Below are 17997 nucleotides of genomic sequence, written 5' to 3' on the forward strand. Positions count from 1 at the left end.
GTGAAAGCACTCCTGCTCGCCGGAGGGTCGGGCACCCGGCTGCGGCCCATCACCCACACCTCCGCCAAGCAGCTCGTCCCGGTCGCCAACAAGCCCGTCCTGTTCTACGGACTGGAGGCCCTCGGGGCCGCCGGGATCCGCGAGGTCGGGATCGTCGTCGGCGACACGCAGGCCGAGATCGAATCGGCGGTCGGAGACGGTTCGGCGTTCGGCCTGCAGGTGACCTACCTGCGCCAGAAGGCGCCGCTGGGCCTCGCCCACGCCGTGCTGATCGCCCGCGACTACCTCGGCGACGACGACTTCGTCATGTACCTCGGCGACAACTTCATCGTCGGCGGCATCGACGACATCGTGGCGCGGTTCGCCCGCGAGCGGCCGGACGCCCAGATCATGCTCACCCGGGTCGGCGACCCCCGGCAGTTCGGCGTGGCCGAGCTGGACGACGACGGCCGCGTCGTCGGGCTGGAGGAGAAACCCGCCGCCCCCAAGAGCGACCTCGCGCTCGTCGGCGTCTACCTCTTCACACCCGCGATCCACGAGGCGGTGGCCGGGCTCAAGCCGTCGTGGCGGGGCGAGCTGGAGATCACCGACGCGATCCAGTGGCTGATCGAGGAGAGGCGGCGCGTCTCCTCCACCGTCATCACCGGCTACTGGAAGGACACCGGCAACGTCACCGACATGCTGGAGGTCAACCGGCTGGTCCTGGAATCCCTGGAGCCCCGGGTGAACGGCCGGACGGACGCCGCCAGCGAGCTGATCGGCCGGGTCGCCGTCGAGGCGGGCGCCGTGGTGGAGCGGTCGCGCATCGTCGGCCCGGCCGTCATCGGCGCCGGGACCCGCGTCGTGGACAGCTACGTCGGCCCCTTCACCTCCATCGCGGCCGGCTGCCTGATCTCCGGCAGCGAGATCGAGTACTCGATCGTGCTGCCCAGGTCCTCGATCCGCGGGGTCTCCCGGATCGAGGCGTCCCTCATCGGCCACGACGTCGAGGTCACCCCCGCCCCCGCCATCCCCCGAGCCCACCGCCTCGTGCTGGGCGATCACAGCAAGGTGCAGATCATCTCATGACAGACTCCGGCCGCACCGCCGCCCGCGCGTTCCGCCGTGTCCTGGTCACCGGTGGCGCCGGGTTCATCGGCTCCCACTTCGCCCGCGCGCTCGCCGCGGACGGCGCCGCCGTGACGGTCCTCGACAAGCTGACCTACGCCGGCAACCCGGCGAACCTGCGCGACGTCCCGCACGACTTCGTGCGCGGCGACGTCTGCGACACCGCGCTCCTGGCGGAGGTCGTGCCCGGCCACGACCTCGTGGTCAACTTCGCCGCCGAGTCCCACGTGGACCGGTCGATCGAGGGGCCGGCCGAGTTCACCCGGACCAACGTCCTCGGCACGCAGACCCTGATGCAGGCGTGCCTTTCGGCGGGCGTCCCGCGGGTGGTGCAGGTGTCCACCGACGAGGTGTACGGGTCGATCGACAGCGGCTCCTGGGACGAGTCCGCGCCGCCGCGGCCCCGCTCGCCGTACGCGGCGGCCAAGGCGGGCGGCGACATGATCGCGCTCGCCTACGCCGTCACCTACGGCCTGCCGGTGTCGATCACCCGCTGCGGCAACAACTACGGGCCGTACCAGTACCCGGAGAAGATGATCCCGCTCTTCGTGACCAACCTGCTGCGCGGCCTGAAGGTGCCCCTGTACGGCGACGGCGGCAACGTGCGCGACTGGATCCACGTCGCCGACCACTGCGCGGGCATCCGCCTGGTGGCCGAGCGCGGTGAGCCCGGCGAGGTCTACCACATCGCCGGTACGGCGGAGCTGACCAACGTCGAGCTCACCGGGCGGCTGCTCACGGCCTGCGGCGCGGGCTGGGACATGGTCGAGCGCGTCGCCGACCGCAAGGGGCACGACCGCCGCTACTCACTGGACGACGCGAGGCTGCGCGCCCTCGGCTACCGGCCGGCCGTGCCGTTCGACCGGGGGCTGGCCGACACCGTCCGCTGGTACGCCGACAACCCCGGCTGGTGGAAGACCGCCGTGGAGGAGCGCGACGAGAAGGGGACCGCATGACCCGGTGGCTGGTCACCGGCGCCTCCGGGATGCTCGCCGCCGAGCTGCTGCGCCGCCTGGAGGCCGACGGGGAGGACGTCGTCGCGCTCGGCAGGGCCGACCTCGACCTGCGCGACACGCGCGCCGTACGCCGCCTGGTGCCCGACCACCGGCCGGACGTCGTGGTGAACTGCGCCGCGTGGACCGCGGTGGACGACGCCGAGACCCGCGAGGCCGAGGCGCTGGCCGTCAACGGGCACGGGGTGCGGGCACTGGCCGAGGCGTGCCGGGCCGCCGGCGCGCGGCTGGTCCAGCCGTCGACCGACTACGTCTTCGACGGCACCGCCCGCGTCCCCTATCCCGAGGACGCCCCGACCGGCCCGGTCAACGCCTACGGGCGCACCAAGCTCGCGGGCGAGCGGGCGGTGCTGGAGACGCTCCCCGGCGCCGGCTACGTCGTGCGGACCGCCTGGCTGTACGGCGCGGCCGGCCGGGACTTCGTCCGCGCGATACTCGCGGCGGAGCGGGCACGGCCGGTCGTGGACGTCGTGGCCGACCAGTTCGGCCAGCCGACCTGGGCCGGCGACCTCGCGGCCTGGATCGCCGCGCTCGGCCGCGCGGACGCCCCGCCGGGCGTCTACCACGCCACCGCCTCCGGCCGCACGAGCTGGTACGGCTTCGCCCGGGAGATCTTCGAGCTGGCCGGCGCGGACCCGGCGCGGGTCAACCCGGTCGCGGCGGAGCGGTTCCCCCGCCCGGCGCGGCGCCCGGCCTACAGCGTGCTGGGGCACGACCGGTGGCACCGGGCGGGGCTGCCGCCACTGCGGGACTGGCGGGAGGCGCTGCGGGAGTCCGATGTGCTGGTCAGAGGCTAGGGCCGCCGGCGTCGTCCGGGACGTGACGGCTCACGGCGCCGTCCACGACGGGGGAGCCGGGGGCCGCGCCGTACGGGTCCGGCACCCGGGCGGCGCCGTCCGCGGCGGTGGCACGGTCCACGGCGGCCAGGCGGCGGTAGTGCGCCGCGCAGGTCTCGTAGCGGGGCAGCAGTCCCGCCGCGAGGGCCTCGGCGAGGGTGGGCGCGGCGGCGTCCTTGTCCGACAGGATCGGCTCCACGCCGGCCGGCCACTCGATGCCGACGGCCGGGTCGAGCGGGTGGACGCCGTGCTCGCGGGCCGGGGTGTAGGGCTCCGAGCACAGGTAGACGACCGTGGCCTGCTCGGTGAGCGCCATGAAGCCGTGGCCCAGCCCCTCGGCGACGTACAGGCCGCGCCGCGACTCCTCGTCCAGGCGCACCGTCTCCCACCGGCCGAAGGTCGGCGAGCCCACCCGGATGTCCACCACCACGTCCAGGACGGCCCCGGAGACGCACGTGAGGTATTTCGCCTGGCCGGGAGGCACGTCCGCGAAGTGGACGCCCCGCACCACCCCGCGCCGGGAGACCGAGCAGTTGGCCTGGGCCAGGCCGAGCCCGCGCCCGGCCGCCTCCCGCAGCCCGCCGGCGGGGAAGACCTCGGCGAACGTGCCGCGCCGGTCGGCGTGGACCCGCGGCGTGTGGACCCACGCGCCGTCGATGCTCAGCGGCTTCATGGGCCGAAGCATGCCACGGCGGTGTAACGCGGTGGAGGAAACGGGCGAAATTCAAGGGTCCCCGCCCGCTGAAGTGATCTTGGCGAATACCGGTCGAGCCGCGTCGCGCGGCGAGGGAGCGTAACCATGACAACCTGCCGGCTGTGCGGCTCGACGAGCCTGGCCAGCGTCGTCGACCTGGGGGCGACCCCGCCCTGCGAGCGGTTCCTGACCGCCGACCGGCTCGACGAGCCGGAGCCGGCCTACCCGCTGCACCTGCGGGTGTGCACCGCCTGCTGGCTGGCGCAGATCCCGCCGCTGATCACCCCCGAGGACACCTTCACCGAGTACGCCTACTTCTCGTCCTACTCGACGTCGTGGGTGGAGCACGCGCGGCGGTTCGTGGACGACGCGGCCGGGCGGCTGGGGCTGGACGGCGGCTCGTTCGTCGTCGAGGTGGCCAGCAACGACGGCTACCTGCTGCGGCACGTCGTCGACCGGGGCATCCGCTGCCTGGGCGTCGAGCCGTCGGCGAACGTGGGGCGGGCGGCGAGGGAGCGCGGCGTGCCGACGATGGAGGCGTTCCTCGGCCCGGAGACCGGTGCGGCGGTGCGCGCGGAGCACGGGCCGGCCGACCTCGTCGTGGCCAACAACGTCTACGCCCACATCCCCGACGTCATCGGCTTCACCAGGGGCCTGCGCGCGCTCGTCGCCGACGACGGGTGGGTCTCCGTCGAGGTGCAGCACCTGCTGACGCTGATGGAGCTGAACCAGTACGACACGATCTACCACGAGCACTTCCAGTACTACACGGTCGCCTCCGCCCGCCGCGCCCTGGCCTCGGGCGGGCTGACCCTGGTGGACGTCGAGCGGCTGCCGACCCACGGGGGCTCGATCCGGCTGTGGGCCCGCCCGGCGGAGGCGGCGGACGAGCCGTCGGAGCGGGTGACCGAGGCGCTCGCCGAGGAGAAGGCCGCCGGCCTGCACGAGCTCGCCGGGTACGCCGAGTTCGCCGGGCGGGTGTCCCGGGTCCGGCGCGACCTGCTGGGGTTCCTGCTGCGCGCCGCGGAGGAGGGCCGTACGGTCGTCGGCTACGGCGCCCCGGGCAAGGGCAACACGCTGCTCAACCACTGCGGCGTCCGCCCCGACCTGCTCCGCTACACCGTCGACCGCAACCCCTACAAGCACGGCAGGTTCACCCCGGGCGCGCGGATCCCGATCCACCCGCCCGAGCGGATCGCCGAGGACCGGCCCGACTACGTGCTGGTCCTGCCGTGGAACCTGCGCGAGGAGCTCACCGGCCAGTTGTCCTTCGTCGGCGGGTGGGGCGGCCGGCTGGTCTTCCCCATCCCGAGACTGGAGATCGTCGAGGTGAAGCCGTGAAGGTCGTCCTCTTCTGCGGCGGGTACGGCACGCGGATGCGCACCGGGACACCCGGTGACGTGCCCAAGCCCATGCAGCTCGTGGGTCCCCGCCCGCTCATCTGGCATGTGATGCGGTACTACGCGCACTTCGGGCACACCGAGTTCGTCCTCTGCCTGGGCTACGGCGCGCACCACATCAAGGACTTCTTCCTGAACTACGAGGAGACCACCTCCAACGACTTCGTGCTGCGCGGCGGCCGGGTCGAGCTGCTGTCCACCGACATCTCCGAGTGGTCGATCTCGTTCGTGCAGACCGGCATCGACTCGCCCATCGGCGAACGGCTGCGCCGGGTCCGCGACCACCTCGGCGGCGACGACATGTTCCTCGCCAACTACGCCGACGTGCTCACCGACGCGCCGCTGCCGGAGATCATCGACCGCTTCGCCGCCTCCGGCGCGGGCGCCTCGATGATGGTCGTCCCGCCGTCGGACACCTTCCACTGCGTGGAGCTCGGCGAGCGCGGGCTGGTCGGGGGGATCACCCCGGTCAGCCGGATGCCGCTGTGGGTGAACGGCGGGTACTTCGTGCTCCGGCAGGAGGTCTTCGACCACATCCCGCCGGGCGGCGACCTCGTCACGGACGGCTGCGCCGAGCTGGCCAAGCGCGGCCGGCTGCTCGCGTACCCGCACCGCGGCTACTGGCGGCCGACAGACACGGTCCGGGAGCGGGTCGCCCTGGACGAGGCGTACTCGCGGGGCGAGCGGCCGTGGGCGCTGTGGGAGCGCGAGCCCGGCACGCCGCCTCCGCCGGGAACGGTCCCACGGGCCGGAGCCCCGGCCGCCGAGGCCCCGCCGGGACGGTCCGCGGGCGGGGTGGCGGCGGCCGTACCGGGGCGCGTACCTCGTGATCGGATTCCGGACGCCGCCGGGCGGCGGCGCGATCGCCCTGCTCGCCGCGCACTGCGACGACCTCGCCATCGGCGCCGGCGGCACCCTGCTGACCCTCTGCACGGCCCGCCTCGGGCTCCGGGTGGATGCGCTGGTGCTCTCCGGCGGCGGCACCGAGCGGGAGGACGAGGAGCACGCCGCCCTCGCGGCCTTCTGCCCCGGCGCGGACCTGCGGCTGACCGTGCTGAAACTGCCCGACGGGCGGCTGCCGGCGCACTGGGACGAGGCCAAGGAGGCGGTCGAGGGCCTGCGCGCGCGGACCGACCCCGACCTGCTGTTCGCCCCGCACCCCGGCGACGCCCACCAGGACCATCGGGGTCTGGCGAAGCTCGTGCCCACGGCCTTCCGCGACCACCAGGTGCTCGGCTACGAGATCGTCAAATGGGACGGCGACCTCGGGCGGCCGTCTGTCTACCAGCCGCTCGCCCCGGAGGTCGCCGAGGCGAAGGCGGCCCTGCTGCACGAGCACTACCCCTCCCAGCGCCGGCGGCCCTGGTACGACCGCGAGGCGTTCCTCGGCCTGGCCCGCATCCGCGGGATCGAGTGCCACGCCCGCTACGCCGAGGCGTTCCACGTAAGCAAGCTGACCCTTGATCTGGCTGGAGGAGAGACGCGATGCGGGTGCTGCTGACCGGGCATCAGGGATACCTGGGGAGCGTGATGGCCCCGGCGCTGACCGGGGCGGGTCACGAGGTCACCGGCCTGGACTCCGGGCTGTTCGCCGACTGCGTCCTGGGCCCCGCGCCCGCCGACCCGGGCGGGCACGCGACCGACCTGCGGGACGTCACCGCCGCCGAGCTGACCGGGGTGGACGCGGTGATCCACCTGGCCGCGCTGTCCAACGACCCGCTCGGCTCGCTGGCGCCGGAACTGACCTACGAGATCAACCACCACGCGTCGGTACGGCTGGCCCGGCTGGCCCGCGACGCGGGCGTGCGGCGGTTCCTGTACGCCTCCACCTGCTCGGTCTACGGCGCCTCCGGCGGCGACGACCTGGTCGGCGAGGACGCGCCGCTGCGCCCGGTGACCCCGTACGCCGAGTCCAAGGTCCGCGTCGAGGACGACCTGGCCGAGCTGGCCGACGGCGACTTCAGCCCGGTGTTCCTGCGCAACGCCACCGCGTTCGGCTTCTCGCCCCGGCTGCGGGCCGACATCGTGCTGAACAACCTCGTGGGGCACGCGCTGCTGACCGGGGAGGTCCGGGTGCTGTCCGACGGCACCCCGTGGCGGCCGCTGGTGCACGCCCGCGACATCGCCGACGCCTTCGTCCTGGCGCTGACGGCCCCCCGGGACGCGGTGCACGCCAGGGCGTTCAACGTGGGCACCGAGCAGAACAACGTGCGGGTGTCGGAGATCGCCGCCGAGGTCGCCGAGGCGGTGCCCGGCTCCCGGCTGGTGATCACCGGCGAGGCCGGGGCGGACCCGCGGTCCTACCGGGTGGACTTCTCCCGGGTGCGCGCCGCGCTGCCCGGCTACCGGCCGCGCTGGACGGTCAAGGCGGGCGCGGCCGAACTGGTGGAGTCCTACGAGCGGCACGGCCTGACCGGGCACGACTTCCAGCGGCGCTTCACCCGCCTGACCCGGCTGGCGGACCGGCGGATGGCCGGCGCCGTCGACGACACGCTCCGGCCGGTCACCGGTGACGCGCCCCGGCCGCGGGACGGCCGCCGATGACCGCCGGAACCGCGGGGACCGCCGGGGCCGCCGGGGCCGCTGCCCGGCCGGACACGGCGGGGGCGGGAGCGGCCGGAGACGAGGGCCGGGAGATGCACGCCCTGGTCGAACAGCTCTATCCGCTGTGCCGGAGCATCACCGGCGACGGCGTGCGCCGGACCCTGGACATCGTCGGTGAGAGCGTCCCGCTCCGGGTCCGTGAGGTCCCGACGGGGACGCCGGTCCTCGACTGGACCGTCCCGAAGGAGTGGAACGTCCGCGACGCCTACGTCAAGGACGCCTCCGGAAGGCGGGTCGTCGACTTCGCCGCGTCGAACCTGCACGTGGTCGGCTACAGCGTGCCGGTGTCGGCCACCATGACCCTCGCCGAGCTGCGCTCCCACCTGCACACGCTGCCCGAGCAGCCCGGCCTGGTCCCGTACCGCACGAGCTACTACGCGGAGACCTGGGGTTTCTGCCTGGCGGAGAACACGCTCGCCGCCCTGCCGGAGGGCCGCTACGAGGTCCGGATCGACGCGACGCTCGCCGACGGCCACCTCACCTACGGCGAGCACGTGGTGCCCGGCCGCACCTCCGAGGAGGTGCTCGTCTCCTGCCACGTGTGCCATCCGTCGCTGGCCAACGACAACCTCGCGGGCATAGCGGTGGCCACCCGCCTCGCCCGGCGGCTGGCCGGGACGGACCCCCACTACACCTACCGCTTCCTGTTCGCGCCCGGCACCATCGGCGCGATCACCTGGCTGGCGCTCAACCGGGAGCGCGCCGGGCTGATCCGGCACGGCCTCGTGCTGGCCTGCGCCGGGGACCGCGGCCACCTGACCTACAAGCGCAGCAGGCGGGGGGACGCCGCCGTGGACCGGGCCGCGGCCCACGTGCTGCGCGCCTCGGGACGGCCCCACGAGATCGTGGACTTCTCCCCGTACGGCTACGACGAGCGGCAGTTCTGCTCCCCGGGGTTCGACCTGCCGGTGGGCTGCCTGACCCGCACGCCGTACGCCGGCTACCCCGAGTACCACACCTCGGCCGACGACCCCGGCTTCGTGACGCCGGAGGCCATGACCGACACCCTCGAAGCCTGCTGGGAGATCACCCGGGTGCTGGAGGGCGACCGCCGGCACCTCAACCTCAGCCCGTACGGTGAGCCGCAGCTCGGCAGGCGGGGCCTGTACGGCTCGCTCGGCGGGCGCAGCGACACGAAGCAGGCGCAGATGGCGATGCTGTGGGTGCTGAACCTCTCGGACGGCGACCACGGCCTGCTGGACATCGCGGAACGGTCCGGACTGCCGTTCCACGTCGTGGCGGACGCGGCGCGGGACCTCCGCGCCGCCGGACTGCTCAAGGAGCTGGCATGACGGCGACACGGACCGCCCCGGACGCGGGCGCCCTCGACCTCCGGGCAGGGGATCTGGTCGAGGTGCGCGGCGAGGCCGAGATCCTGGCCACGCTGGACGAGCGGGGCGAGCTGGAGGGACTGCCCTTCATGCCGGAGATGCTGGCCTACTGCGGGCGGCGGCTCACGGTGCACAAGGTGGCGCACAAGGTGTGCGACACGATCGGCCGCAGCGGGATGCGGCGGATGGAACGCGCCGTCCACCTCACCGACGCGCGCTGCGACGGCGGCGCGCACGGCGGCTGCCAGACGGCCTGCCTGATGTACTGGAAGGAGGCGTGGCTCAAACGGGTCGAACCCGGCGGCCCTCCGGAACGGGGCACCCCCGCCGATCCGGCCGCGGCTCCCCCCGGCGCCGCCGTACCGGAGAGGCGGGACGGCACCTTCGCCGCGCTGGGCTCCGCCGCACCGCCCGGTCCCGCGCCGGGCCGCCGTCTGCTGCCGCTCATCGAGGCGGCCACCAGGAAGGAACCCGGCCCGGACGGTGAGGAGCGGTTCTCCTGCCAGGGGACCGAGATGCTGCGCGCCGCGCCGTCCTGCCTGCCGCTCAAGGACGTCCGGCAGTACGTCATGGACGTGCGCACCGGCAACGCGGGGCCGCTGTTCGTGCTCCGCGCCCTGCTCATCGGGCTCTTCAACCGCGTCCAGGACCGCAGCCGGAGGCTGCCCGGGTGGCTGCGGTTCCGGGACGGCATGCGGTGGGGATTCGTCGCGGGGCGGCTCACCGGCCCGACACCGGACGGCGCCCTCGGCCTGCGGCCGGGCGAGCTCGTCCGGATCAAATCGAAGGCGGAGATCCTCGGAACCCTCAACCAGGACCGGCTCAACCGCGGGATGGGCTTCGACGAGGAGATGTCGCGGTACTGCGGGCGGACCGCGCGGGTGCTGTCCCGGGTGGACCGCTGCATCGACGAGCGGACCGGCCGGATGCTCACGATGAAGAGTCCCTGCATCGTCCTGGAGGGCATCGTCTGCGCGGGCGCCTACACCGTGAGCTGCCCCCGGGCGTTCATCCCATTCTGGCGGGAGATCTGGCTGGAAAGGGTCGAGGAACCCGCTTAGGAGGAACCCGCCCGGCCGGCCCGCACACCGGAGGAGAGCGGCGACCGGCGGGCGGCGGCCGGATGGTGAGAGGCGGGAGATGGAAGACGGTCAGGGCGCGGCGCCCGCCACCGGTGCCACGGCCCCGGACGGCGGCCGGGCCGGGGAGATCGGCCGGCAGGCCGGGCGCGGGCTGCGCTGGAGCGTGCTCGGCAACCTCGTGATGAAGGCCGGCTCGTTCGTCATGAGCCTCGTCCTCGCCCGCCTGCTGGTGCCCGAGGACTTCGGCGTCTACGCCATCGCGCTGGCCGCCAGCCAGTTCGTCCTCTACGTCAACGACGCGGGCGTCATCGCGGCCGTCGTGCAGTGGCGGGGCCGGCTGGAGGAGATCGCGCCCACCGCGACCGTCGTGGCAATCGCCTCCAGCGCCGCCCTGTACGGGATCTTCTGGGTGGTCGCCCCGTACTTCGCGGAGATGTCCGGCAACCAGGGCGCCACCGGGGTCATCCGCGTGCTCAGCGCCACCAACCTCGTCTACGGCCTGACCGCCGTGCGCAGCGCGGCGCTGATGCGCCGGTTCCAGCAGGACCGGCTCACCCGGGCCAACCTGGTGGGCTTCTGCGTGAACGCCCCGGTGACGATCGGGCTCGCCGCCGCGGGCGCCGGGGCCTACAGCTTCGCCTGGGGGCAGCTCGCCGGCGCCGCCGTCACCGGGGTGCTGGTGGTCCTCTTCGCCCGGGTGCGGATCAGCGCCGGGCTTGACCGCGCGGTCGCCGGGCGGCTCCTGGTGTTCGGGTTGCCGCTGTGCGTCAGCCTGGGCATCGAGGGGGTGCTGCTGAACGCCGACTCCGTCATCGTCGGCGACACCCTCGGCGCCGCCCCGCTCGGCTTCTACCTGCTGGCCTTCAACATCTCCAGCTGGGTTCCGGGCCTGGTCGGCACCGCCATCCGCTACGTCGCGCTGCCCGGCTTCTCCCGGCTGGCCGAGGAGGACCGGGAGTCGCTGTCGCGGGGGGTGGGGCGGGTCGTGCCGCTGCTGGTCTCCGTCGTCCTGCCGATCGCCGTGGTGCTCGGCACGCTCGCCCCCTCGGTGGTGGCCCTCCTGTACGGCGAGCGCTGGGCGCCCGCCGCCGAGGTGCTGCGGTTCCTCGCGATCCTCATGGTCGTGCGGATGCTGGCCGCCCTGGCGGTGGACATCCTCGCGGCCATGGGCGAGACCCGGTCCACCGTATGGCTCAACCTGGGCTGGGCCGTGGCGTTGGTGCCCGCCCTGATGACCGGCGCGCGCGTGGACGGCATCCGGGGGGCGGCGATCGCGCACGCGGCGGTCGCGCTGCTGGTGGCACTGCCGCTGACCGCGCTCGCTCTGCACCGGGCCGGGGTGGCCGTCGCCCCGCTGGCCTCCGCGTTGGTGCGGCCGCTGCTGGGCGGCGCGCTGGCGGCGGCGGTGACGACCGCGCTGGCACACGTCACCCCGGACATCCCGTTCGTACGGCTCTGCGTGGCGGGCGGCGCGGGAACGCTCGCCTTCGTGCTTCTCGTCGTACCGCGGGCCGAGCTGGGGCGGCTCGCCGGACGGGTGGCCGGATCGCTGACCGCCGGAACCCGCCCGGTGACGCCGGGCCCCGAACCCACCGAAGAGGAGAACAGATGATCGGCTCCGGCACGCTGGTGTCCGTCGGGCTGCCGGTGCGCAACGGCGCCGCGCGGCTGGAGGGGGTGGTCCGGTCGGTGCTGGCCCAGGACCACCCGGACATCGAGCTGGTGATCTGCGACAACGCCTCCACGGACGGCACGGAGGAGATCTGCCGGGAGCTGGCGCGCGCCGACGACCGGATCGTCTACCACCGGCAGCCGGAGAACGTGGGGCTGCTCAACAACTTCATCAGCGCCGGCCGGCTCGCCCGGGGCGAGTTCCTGCGCTGGGTCGGCGACGACGACCGGCTGGAACCCGGCTGCGTCTCCCGGTCGCTGCGCGCCTTCGCAGAGGACGAACGGCTCATCCTGGTCACCACGCAGGTCGCCTACACCGACCCGGACGGAACCACCCGGACCGGCGTCTACGAGGGCACCGGGCTGCGCTCCGGCGACCCGGTCGAGCGGTTCGCCGAGATGCTGCGCCTGCTCAACGAGAGCCACCTGCTGATCGACCCGCTCTACGGGCTGATGCGCCGCTCCGCCGTGATCGGCATCCCCCGGCGCAACATGCTCCGCGAGGACGAGGTGTTCGCGGCGAAGCTGGCACTGGCCGGGCCGTGGGGCCACGTGCCCGAGGTGCTCGCCCACCGCAACTGGAAGCACGAGCGCATGGGGACGATCGCCCGCCGGCTGGACGTGCCCGTCTGGCAGGCCCGGTTCTCCTCCACCCTGCAGTACCGCGAGCTGCTGCGCTGGCTCGACCGGAGCGGCCTCACCGACGACCGGCTCCGCCGCGCGCGGGCCGCCGCGCGCCGGATGTACGTGCGCCGCCAGTGCGTGGTCGCGGCCCGGCGCGGGCGCAAACTCGCGCGGATGGCGGCGAACCTGGTCACCTCCGGCCGGGTCGCCGGACGCCCGGCGCCCGGCCCGCGCCCGTGACGGCGCCGCCGTACGGCGTGCTCCCGCGGCCCGGCCGTACGACCGGAGCGGTGAGACGGGCCGTACGGCGCGCGGGCGGACCGGTGAAGGCGTCAGGGGCGTTCGGGGGCGGGGCGCAGCGCGGCGCGCACCCGTGACGCCCGGCCCCGCATCGCCTCGCGCAGCGCGGGCCAGCCGCGGTGACGCTGGAACGGCAGCTCGAAGACCGCCGCGAACGAGCGGGCCGCCACCAGGCTCACCGGCCCGGCCACCGCGAGGGTGACCAGGAACGCCGGGACGCCGCCGGGCACGTGCGGGGCGACGACCAGCCGGTGGATCGCCACGACGATCGGCGCGTGGACCAGGTAGAGCGTGTAGGAGAAGGAACCGAGGCTCCGTACCGGCCGCGTGTCCAGCAGCCGTACCAGCGCGACCGGCCGGCCCGTCGCCACCCCCGCCAGCAGCAGGGCCACGGCGGGACCGAGCGCGAGGTCGACCCAGTAGTAGTGCTCCACGGTCCAGACGGGGCCGCGCGCGACGACCAGCGCGAGCACCGGGACGCAGGCGAGCGCCGCCACCCGGTGCCAGGGGAACCGCCGCACGCGTTCCCCGGCGGCGAGAACGCCCGCCGCGACCACGCCCGCCGCGAACAGCGCGGCGAACTGCGGGGTCAGCCGGAGCAGCAGGCTCACCGGATGCGACACGGGGGCGAGCAGGCCGACCGCCGCCACGACGGCGGTGACGGCCGCGAGCATCACGAACGCGCCCGCCCGGCGCAGCACCAGCAGCAGGAGCGGGAAGACGAGGTAGAGCTGCGCCTCCACGGCGATGGACCAGAAGGCGCCGTTGGGGCTCGGCGCGCCGAGGACGTCGTGCAGCAGCAGGCCGTAGACCAGCACCGACTTCACCGTGGGAACCCCTTCCCCGGGCTGGGGGACCAGGGTCCAGGCGACCACCAGGCTGAACACCAGGGCCGCCCAGTAGGGCGGGAGGATGCGCCAGGCGCGGCGGCGGGCGAACCGGCGCACACCGCCCAGCCGCCACCCGGACCGCGCGGGGGAGACCGCCAGCGAGAAACCCGACAGGACGATGAACACCACCACCGCGAAGTGGCCGTAGACGAGCCAGGAGAGCCAGCCCGGCCCGGTGTCGGCGGGGTAGCCGGGGAAGGCGAGCAGCCGGCAGTGGTGCACCAGCACGAACAGGGCCGCCACCCCGCGGATCCCGTCGAGCCCCGGCAACCGGCCGCGCCCCCCGGCTCGGGACGCCGCGGGCTTCGCGGCGTCCCCGGCCTCGGCGGTCCCCGCGTCGGCGAGCACGGCGTCCGCGCCGGGGCCGCCCGTTCCGTCCTGGTCGTCCCCGGGCGAGGCCCCCATCCGATCAACCCCCGTCTCGGGCGGCGCGGCCCGGTCATCCGGGCCTTTCGGCCTGTCGACGGGTCTATCGCTGTATGGTCGCCGGACGTAACATCCGGAATGGGACGCCGACCGGAATGGTCTCCCAGCCGACCGACGTAACGAGGAACCCGCGTTTTCCGATTGGTGACTGTATTGTCTCGGGGCCCGGTAACGCCCCGGCACAAATAGGGGCGGAGACCTATGTATTTCTGGAAGGCCGTTTTCGCTCTGGTCAAACGGAGATTCGTCGGTCCTCCTCTGATCGTCCTGTCGTTCGCCGCCGCCGCTCTGGCGTTCCACCTCGTGCCGACCACCTACGTCTCGACCGCGTCCATGGTGCTGACCACCCCCGCGACCGGCGGGACGCTCCCGGCCGACCCGACCAGGCCGACAGGGCTGACCAACCCGCTGCTGCAGTTCAGTGACGGCCTGCGCGTCACGGCCGGCATCCTCATCCTGTCGATGAACACCCCCGAGGTCGCGGCCGAGCTGGGCTTGGTGAAGGGCGGCACCACCGAGATCACGATCAACGACGGCCGCACCAACCCGGACCTGCTGGGCATCAGCACCAACGGCCCGTTCGTCTACGTGGAGGTGCGGAGCAGATCCGCCGCCGAGGCCCAGAAGGTGGTCGTCAAGGCCAAGCAGCGCATCAGGAAGGAACTGCTCACCCGCCAGCAGGCGCTCAGGGCCCCGCGCTCCACCTTCATCTCGGTCGTCGACGTCGTACCCTCGTCCACCCCGGAGGCGAAGGTCACGAGCAGGCTGATGGCCGCCGGCGGGGTGCTGTTCGCCGTGCTGGCCGTCGGCTTCGGCGTCGCGTACGGCGTGACGGAGGCGCGGGCGGGCAGGCGGCGCCGCGCCGCCGATCCCGCGTACCCGGCCTCCCCGAAGGCCGTCCTCCCCGAACCCGCCTTCCCGAAGTCTCCCGGGCTCTTCGAGGCTCCCGCCGCTCCCGGAGCGCACGTCGCCGCAGCGGCCCCGGCGGCCGGCGCGGAGCCGTCCCTGGCCGTGTATCCGCCGGAGGGCGTCCGAGGCTCCGCCGAGGGACCGTTCCACGACGAGCCCGCGCAGCTCGTGGTGGTCCTGGACGAGGAGGAGCCGCCGGAGCGCCATGGCGAGCACCCCGGTGGGGACCACGAGGACTCCGGCGAGAAACGCGACGGAGACCACGGAGGCCACGGAGACCACGAGGGTCACGAGGGCCTCGACGGTGGGTTCGGCGGGGAGAGCCGGGACCTCGACGGTGGGTTCGGCGGGGAACGCGAGAGTTTCGGCGGGGATCCCGACGACGACCCCGGCGAAAGATCCGCGGACACGGTCGTCTTCACACGCGCCGGAGGCCGCGGTCACCGCGAGAGGTAGGAGGGACGGGCCGGCGGGACCCCGCGTCACCGGCCGCCATCCCGGTTCGAGAGGAAACGCATGGACTTCTGGGGGACGGTTCTCGTCCTGTTCCGGCGCTGGTACGCCGCCGTCCCGGCCCTCGTGCTGTCCCTCGCCGCCGCGGCGGGCGTCTACTCGACGATTCCCACCACCTACATCTCCAGCGCGGTCCTCATCCTGACCACGCCGGTGACCGGCGGGAGCCTGCCGAGCAACCCGCGCTACCCCAACGGCCTGACCAACCCCATGCTCAATTTCGAGCAGGGGCTGAACGTCTCCGCCTCGATCCTCATCGCGGTGATGGCGACGCCCGACATGGCGGCCGAGCTGGGCGTCGCCGAGGACGGCGACACCTCCTACAAGGTCACCAACGGCAGCAACAACCTGGAGTCGCTGGCCACCGGCCCGTACCTCTTCGTCGAGGGGGAGAGCCCGTCGCCCGAGGGCGCGCGGGAGATCGTGAACCGGGTCCTGTCGAGGGTCAGGCTCGAACTGGTCAACCGGCAGCGGGCGGTGAAGGCGCCCCAGGCGACGTACATCACCACCTACGAGGCGGTGCCGGCGACGACCCCGGAGCCGCAGCGGAACCGCAAGCTGCGTGGCCTCGCCGCCGCGGTGGGCGTCGGCGTCGTGGCGGGCCTGTGCGCGGCGTTCGGGACCGAGAGCTTCGCCCGGGCCCGCGCGGCCCGGCGGCGAGGACCTGCCTCGTGACGACCGCCTCCGCCGCGTCCGCGTCCGGGGCCGCGCCCGGGCCCGCCTCCGCCACCGCGTCCGGGTCCGGGTCCGGGGCCGCGTCCGAGCCCGCCGTATCCGCCGCGTCCGAGCCTGCCGTATCCGCCACGGGCGCGTCCGCCGCGCCCGCTCCGGCCGAGCCCGCCGTACCCACCGCTCCGGACGCGTCCGCATCCGCTCCGTGGGCCCGTCGCCGCGCCGACGGCGCGACCCTGGTCTGCTTCTTCGTCGTCGCCCTGATGATCGTTCCCGCCCGGCTGGTCCTGCGGGGGCTGCCGCTGTCGCTGACCCCGGCCAACATCCTGGCCCTGGTCGCCGCCGTCTGCTGGTTGTGCGCGCACTTCACCCTCACGCTGGGGATGGCCAAGGGCCGCACGCCGGTGCGCACCGCGCTGTTCGTCCACCTGACCGCGATGGTGGCCTCCTACGGGTACGCCACCTATGGCTACCTGCCCTCCGACGAGCTCAACCTCGCCGACCGCGCCCTGATCCTGCTGGTGGCGGGCGCCGGGCTCGCGCTCATGGTGTGCGACGGGGTGCGTGGCGCCGACCGCCTCGACCTCGTGCTGAAGACCGCGGTGGTGGCGGGGGCGGTCATCGCGGTCATCGGGGCCTGCCAGTTCCTGCTCGACCTCGACCTCACCCGGTACCTCCAGCTCCCGGTGCTCCGCTACACCTCCGAGGACGGGTTCGTCACCGCCAGGTCCGACTTCCGCCGGGTCGCCGCGACCACGGGCCACCCGATCGAGTTCGGCGTCGTGTGCGCGATGCTCCTCCCGCTCGCCGCCCACTACGGCTTCCAGGCCCGGCGGCTGGGGCGGGGCGCGCTGCGCTGGTGGGCGTGCGCCGCCCTGATCGGGGCGGGCCTGATGTTCTCGGTCTCCCGGTCGGCGGTGCTGAGCCTGGCGGCCGTCGGGATCGTGCTGTTCCTCGGCTGGCCGGCCCGGCGGCGGATCCAGACCGTGCTCGTCGGGCTGGCCTTCCTCGCGCTGATGCGGCTCATGGCGCCCGGGCTCATCAGCACCTTCTACAACCTGTTCGCCAACGCCGGCACCGACGACAGCGTCCGCTACCGCACGCACGACTACGACGTCGCCGCCTACGAGGTCTCCAGGCACATGTGGCTGGGACGCGGGGCCGGCACCTGGTACGCCCCCAAGTACCAGGTCTTCGACAACCAGTACCTGCTGTCGGCGGTGGAGACGGGGCTGATCGGCGTCACGGTGGTCGTCGCGCTGTTCGTGTGCGCGATCTACTCGGGGCTGCGGGCCCGCCACCTGAGCGCCGACCCCGCCACCCGCGACCTCGGCCTGACCCTCGCCGCCTGCCTCGTGGTCCCGCTGGTCGGAGCGGCCACCTTCGACCTGTTGTCCTTCGCCACCGTCACGGGCCTGTCGTTCCTGCTGATCGGCGCCGCCGGATCGCTGCTGCGCACCGCGGACGGGGAGGCGCGCCTCCGCGGCGTGCCCGCTCCGGCACCCACGGGGACGGGGTGGTTCACCCCGCGCGTTTCGCGCCGGGCTCCCGGCCCGCCTCCTCCAGCCGGGTGATCCGACCGGGGTCGAGCTCCAGGCCGGCCGCCGCCGCGGAGTCGCGGATCGCGGCGTCCACCACCGACTACTTCTTCGCCCAGACGCTGGTCGCCGCGGGAGTCGGGGTCGCCCTGATCCCCGAGGTGGCGTTGCACCCGTTCCCGGGCCTCGTCGTCGTGCCGGTCGAGCCGCCGCGTCCCACGAGGTATGTCGGCATGGCGGTGACGGACCGTCGGCGCGCACGGCCGCATGTCGCCGGCATCGCCGACGCGCTGCTCGCCGCGGCCGGGGCCGCCGGTCCCCGCCGGGGCAACCCCGGCGGGGTTCCACCCGGCGGGTCCTGAGCCGGCTCCGCGTGTCCCGCCGCGG

The 17997-nt window shown here is 74.0% G+C and carries 17 protein-coding genes; 14 read left to right on the forward strand and 3 right to left on the reverse strand.

Annotation, left to right across the window (positions count from 1 at the left end):
* Genes ACQP10_RS02935 through rfbD form a run of 3 tightly spaced genes read left to right on the forward strand, consistent with a single transcriptional unit; the run spans position 1 to position 2917 of the window.
* The gene (locus ACQP10_RS02935; RefSeq protein ID WP_399498895.1) at positions 1-1068 is read left to right on the forward strand and encodes a glucose-1-phosphate thymidylyltransferase; all 1068 of its coding nucleotides are present in this window, start codon (positions 1-3) and stop codon (positions 1066-1068) included.
* A complete protein-coding gene (rfbB, locus tag ACQP10_RS02940; protein ID WP_346017871.1) occupies positions 1065-2063 on the forward strand; it encodes a dTDP-glucose 4,6-dehydratase in 999 nt (332 codons plus the stop codon). Before ACQP10_RS02935 ends, rfbB begins: the two co-directional genes overlap by 4 nt.
* Positions 2060-2917, forward strand: a complete 858-nt coding sequence (gene rfbD, locus ACQP10_RS02945; protein ID WP_433540824.1) for a dTDP-4-dehydrorhamnose reductase — start codon at positions 2060-2062, stop codon at positions 2915-2917. The genes rfbB and rfbD overlap by 4 nt, the downstream gene beginning before the upstream one ends.
* Here rfbD and rfbC read toward each other — a convergent pair.
* Complete coding sequence (gene rfbC, locus ACQP10_RS02950) at positions 2907-3629, reverse strand: dTDP-4-dehydrorhamnose 3,5-epimerase (RefSeq protein ID WP_433540825.1); 723 nt, start codon at positions 3627-3629, stop codon at positions 2907-2909. The genes rfbD and rfbC overlap by 11 nt on opposite strands.
* 126 nt (positions 3630-3755) lie before the next feature.
* On the opposite strand from rfbC, the gene ACQP10_RS02955 reads away from it, so the two are divergent.
* Positions 3756-4991, forward strand: coding sequence for a class I SAM-dependent methyltransferase (locus ACQP10_RS02955; protein ID WP_346017868.1), 1236 nt, complete (start codon positions 3756-3758; stop codon positions 4989-4991).
* A 373-nt stretch (positions 4992-5364) separates the two neighbouring features.
* Here ACQP10_RS02955 and ACQP10_RS02960 read toward each other — a convergent pair whose 3' ends face one another.
* Positions 5365-5610: a hypothetical protein gene (locus ACQP10_RS02960; RefSeq protein WP_433540826.1), complete on the reverse strand. Its 246-nt coding sequence runs from the start codon at positions 5608-5610 to the stop codon at positions 5365-5367.
* A 266-nt stretch (positions 5611-5876) separates the two neighbouring features.
* Here ACQP10_RS02960 and ACQP10_RS02965 point away from each other — a divergent pair, with 266 nt between their 5' ends.
* The 6 genes from ACQP10_RS02965 to ACQP10_RS02990 all read left to right on the forward strand — a co-directional run bounded on the left by ACQP10_RS02965 (position 5877) and on the right by ACQP10_RS02990 (position 12602).
* A complete protein-coding gene (locus ACQP10_RS02965) occupies positions 5877-6551 on the forward strand; it encodes a PIG-L deacetylase family protein (RefSeq protein ID WP_433540827.1) in 675 nt (224 codons plus the stop codon).
* The gene (locus ACQP10_RS02970) at positions 6536-7594 is read left to right on the forward strand and encodes an NAD-dependent epimerase/dehydratase family protein (RefSeq protein WP_433540828.1); all 1059 of its coding nucleotides are present in this window, start codon (positions 6536-6538) and stop codon (positions 7592-7594) included. The genes ACQP10_RS02965 and ACQP10_RS02970 overlap by 16 nt, the downstream gene beginning before the upstream one ends.
* The gene (locus tag ACQP10_RS02975) at positions 7591-8946 is read left to right on the forward strand and encodes a DUF4910 domain-containing protein (RefSeq protein ID WP_433540829.1); all 1356 of its coding nucleotides are present in this window, start codon (positions 7591-7593) and stop codon (positions 8944-8946) included. The genes ACQP10_RS02970 and ACQP10_RS02975 overlap by 4 nt, the downstream gene beginning before the upstream one ends.
* Positions 8943-10046: a hypothetical protein gene (locus ACQP10_RS02980; protein ID WP_433540830.1), complete on the forward strand. Its 1104-nt coding sequence runs from the start codon at positions 8943-8945 to the stop codon at positions 10044-10046. Before ACQP10_RS02975 ends, ACQP10_RS02980 begins: the two co-directional genes overlap by 4 nt.
* A gap of 79 nt (positions 10047-10125) precedes the next feature.
* Positions 10126-11679: an oligosaccharide flippase family protein gene (locus ACQP10_RS02985; protein WP_433540831.1), complete on the forward strand. Its 1554-nt coding sequence runs from the start codon at positions 10126-10128 to the stop codon at positions 11677-11679.
* Positions 11676-12602 (forward strand): glycosyltransferase family 2 protein, encoded by a 927-nt coding sequence (locus ACQP10_RS02990; protein ID WP_433540832.1) that lies wholly within the window; start codon positions 11676-11678, stop codon positions 12600-12602. Before ACQP10_RS02985 ends, ACQP10_RS02990 begins: the two co-directional genes overlap by 4 nt.
* A 92-nt stretch (positions 12603-12694) precedes the next feature.
* On the opposite strand, the gene ACQP10_RS02995 is transcribed toward ACQP10_RS02990, so the two are convergent.
* Positions 12695-13957, reverse strand: a complete 1263-nt coding sequence (locus ACQP10_RS02995) for an acyltransferase family protein (RefSeq protein ID WP_433540833.1) — start codon at positions 13955-13957, stop codon at positions 12695-12697.
* Between the two features lie 222 nt (positions 13958-14179).
* On the opposite strand from ACQP10_RS02995, the gene ACQP10_RS03000 reads away from it, so the two are divergent.
* From ACQP10_RS03000 to ACQP10_RS03015, 4 genes are read left to right on the forward strand one after another with little or no spacing between them, the layout of a single operon-like run.
* Positions 14180-15343, forward strand: coding sequence for a hypothetical protein (locus ACQP10_RS03000; RefSeq protein WP_346017859.1), 1164 nt, complete (start codon positions 14180-14182; stop codon positions 15341-15343).
* A gap of 60 nt (positions 15344-15403) precedes the next feature.
* Entirely contained in the window at positions 15404-16075 is a 672-nt protein-coding gene (locus tag ACQP10_RS03005; RefSeq protein WP_389991692.1) for a hypothetical protein, read from the forward strand.
* The gene (locus ACQP10_RS03010; protein WP_433540834.1) at positions 16072-17646 is read left to right on the forward strand and encodes an O-antigen ligase family protein; all 1575 of its coding nucleotides are present in this window, start codon (positions 16072-16074) and stop codon (positions 17644-17646) included. Before ACQP10_RS03005 ends, ACQP10_RS03010 begins: the two co-directional genes overlap by 4 nt.
* Complete coding sequence (locus tag ACQP10_RS03015; RefSeq protein WP_399498909.1) at positions 17643-17972, forward strand: LysR substrate-binding domain-containing protein; 330 nt, start codon at positions 17643-17645, stop codon at positions 17970-17972. The genes ACQP10_RS03010 and ACQP10_RS03015 overlap by 4 nt, the downstream gene beginning before the upstream one ends.
* Positions 17973-17997: the final 25 nt, after the last annotated feature.

Origin of the sequence: Streptosporangium sandarakinum (assembly GCF_050942225.1) — a bacterium.
GTDB lineage: Bacteria > Actinomycetota > Actinomycetes > Streptosporangiales > Streptosporangiaceae > Streptosporangium > Streptosporangium nondiastaticum.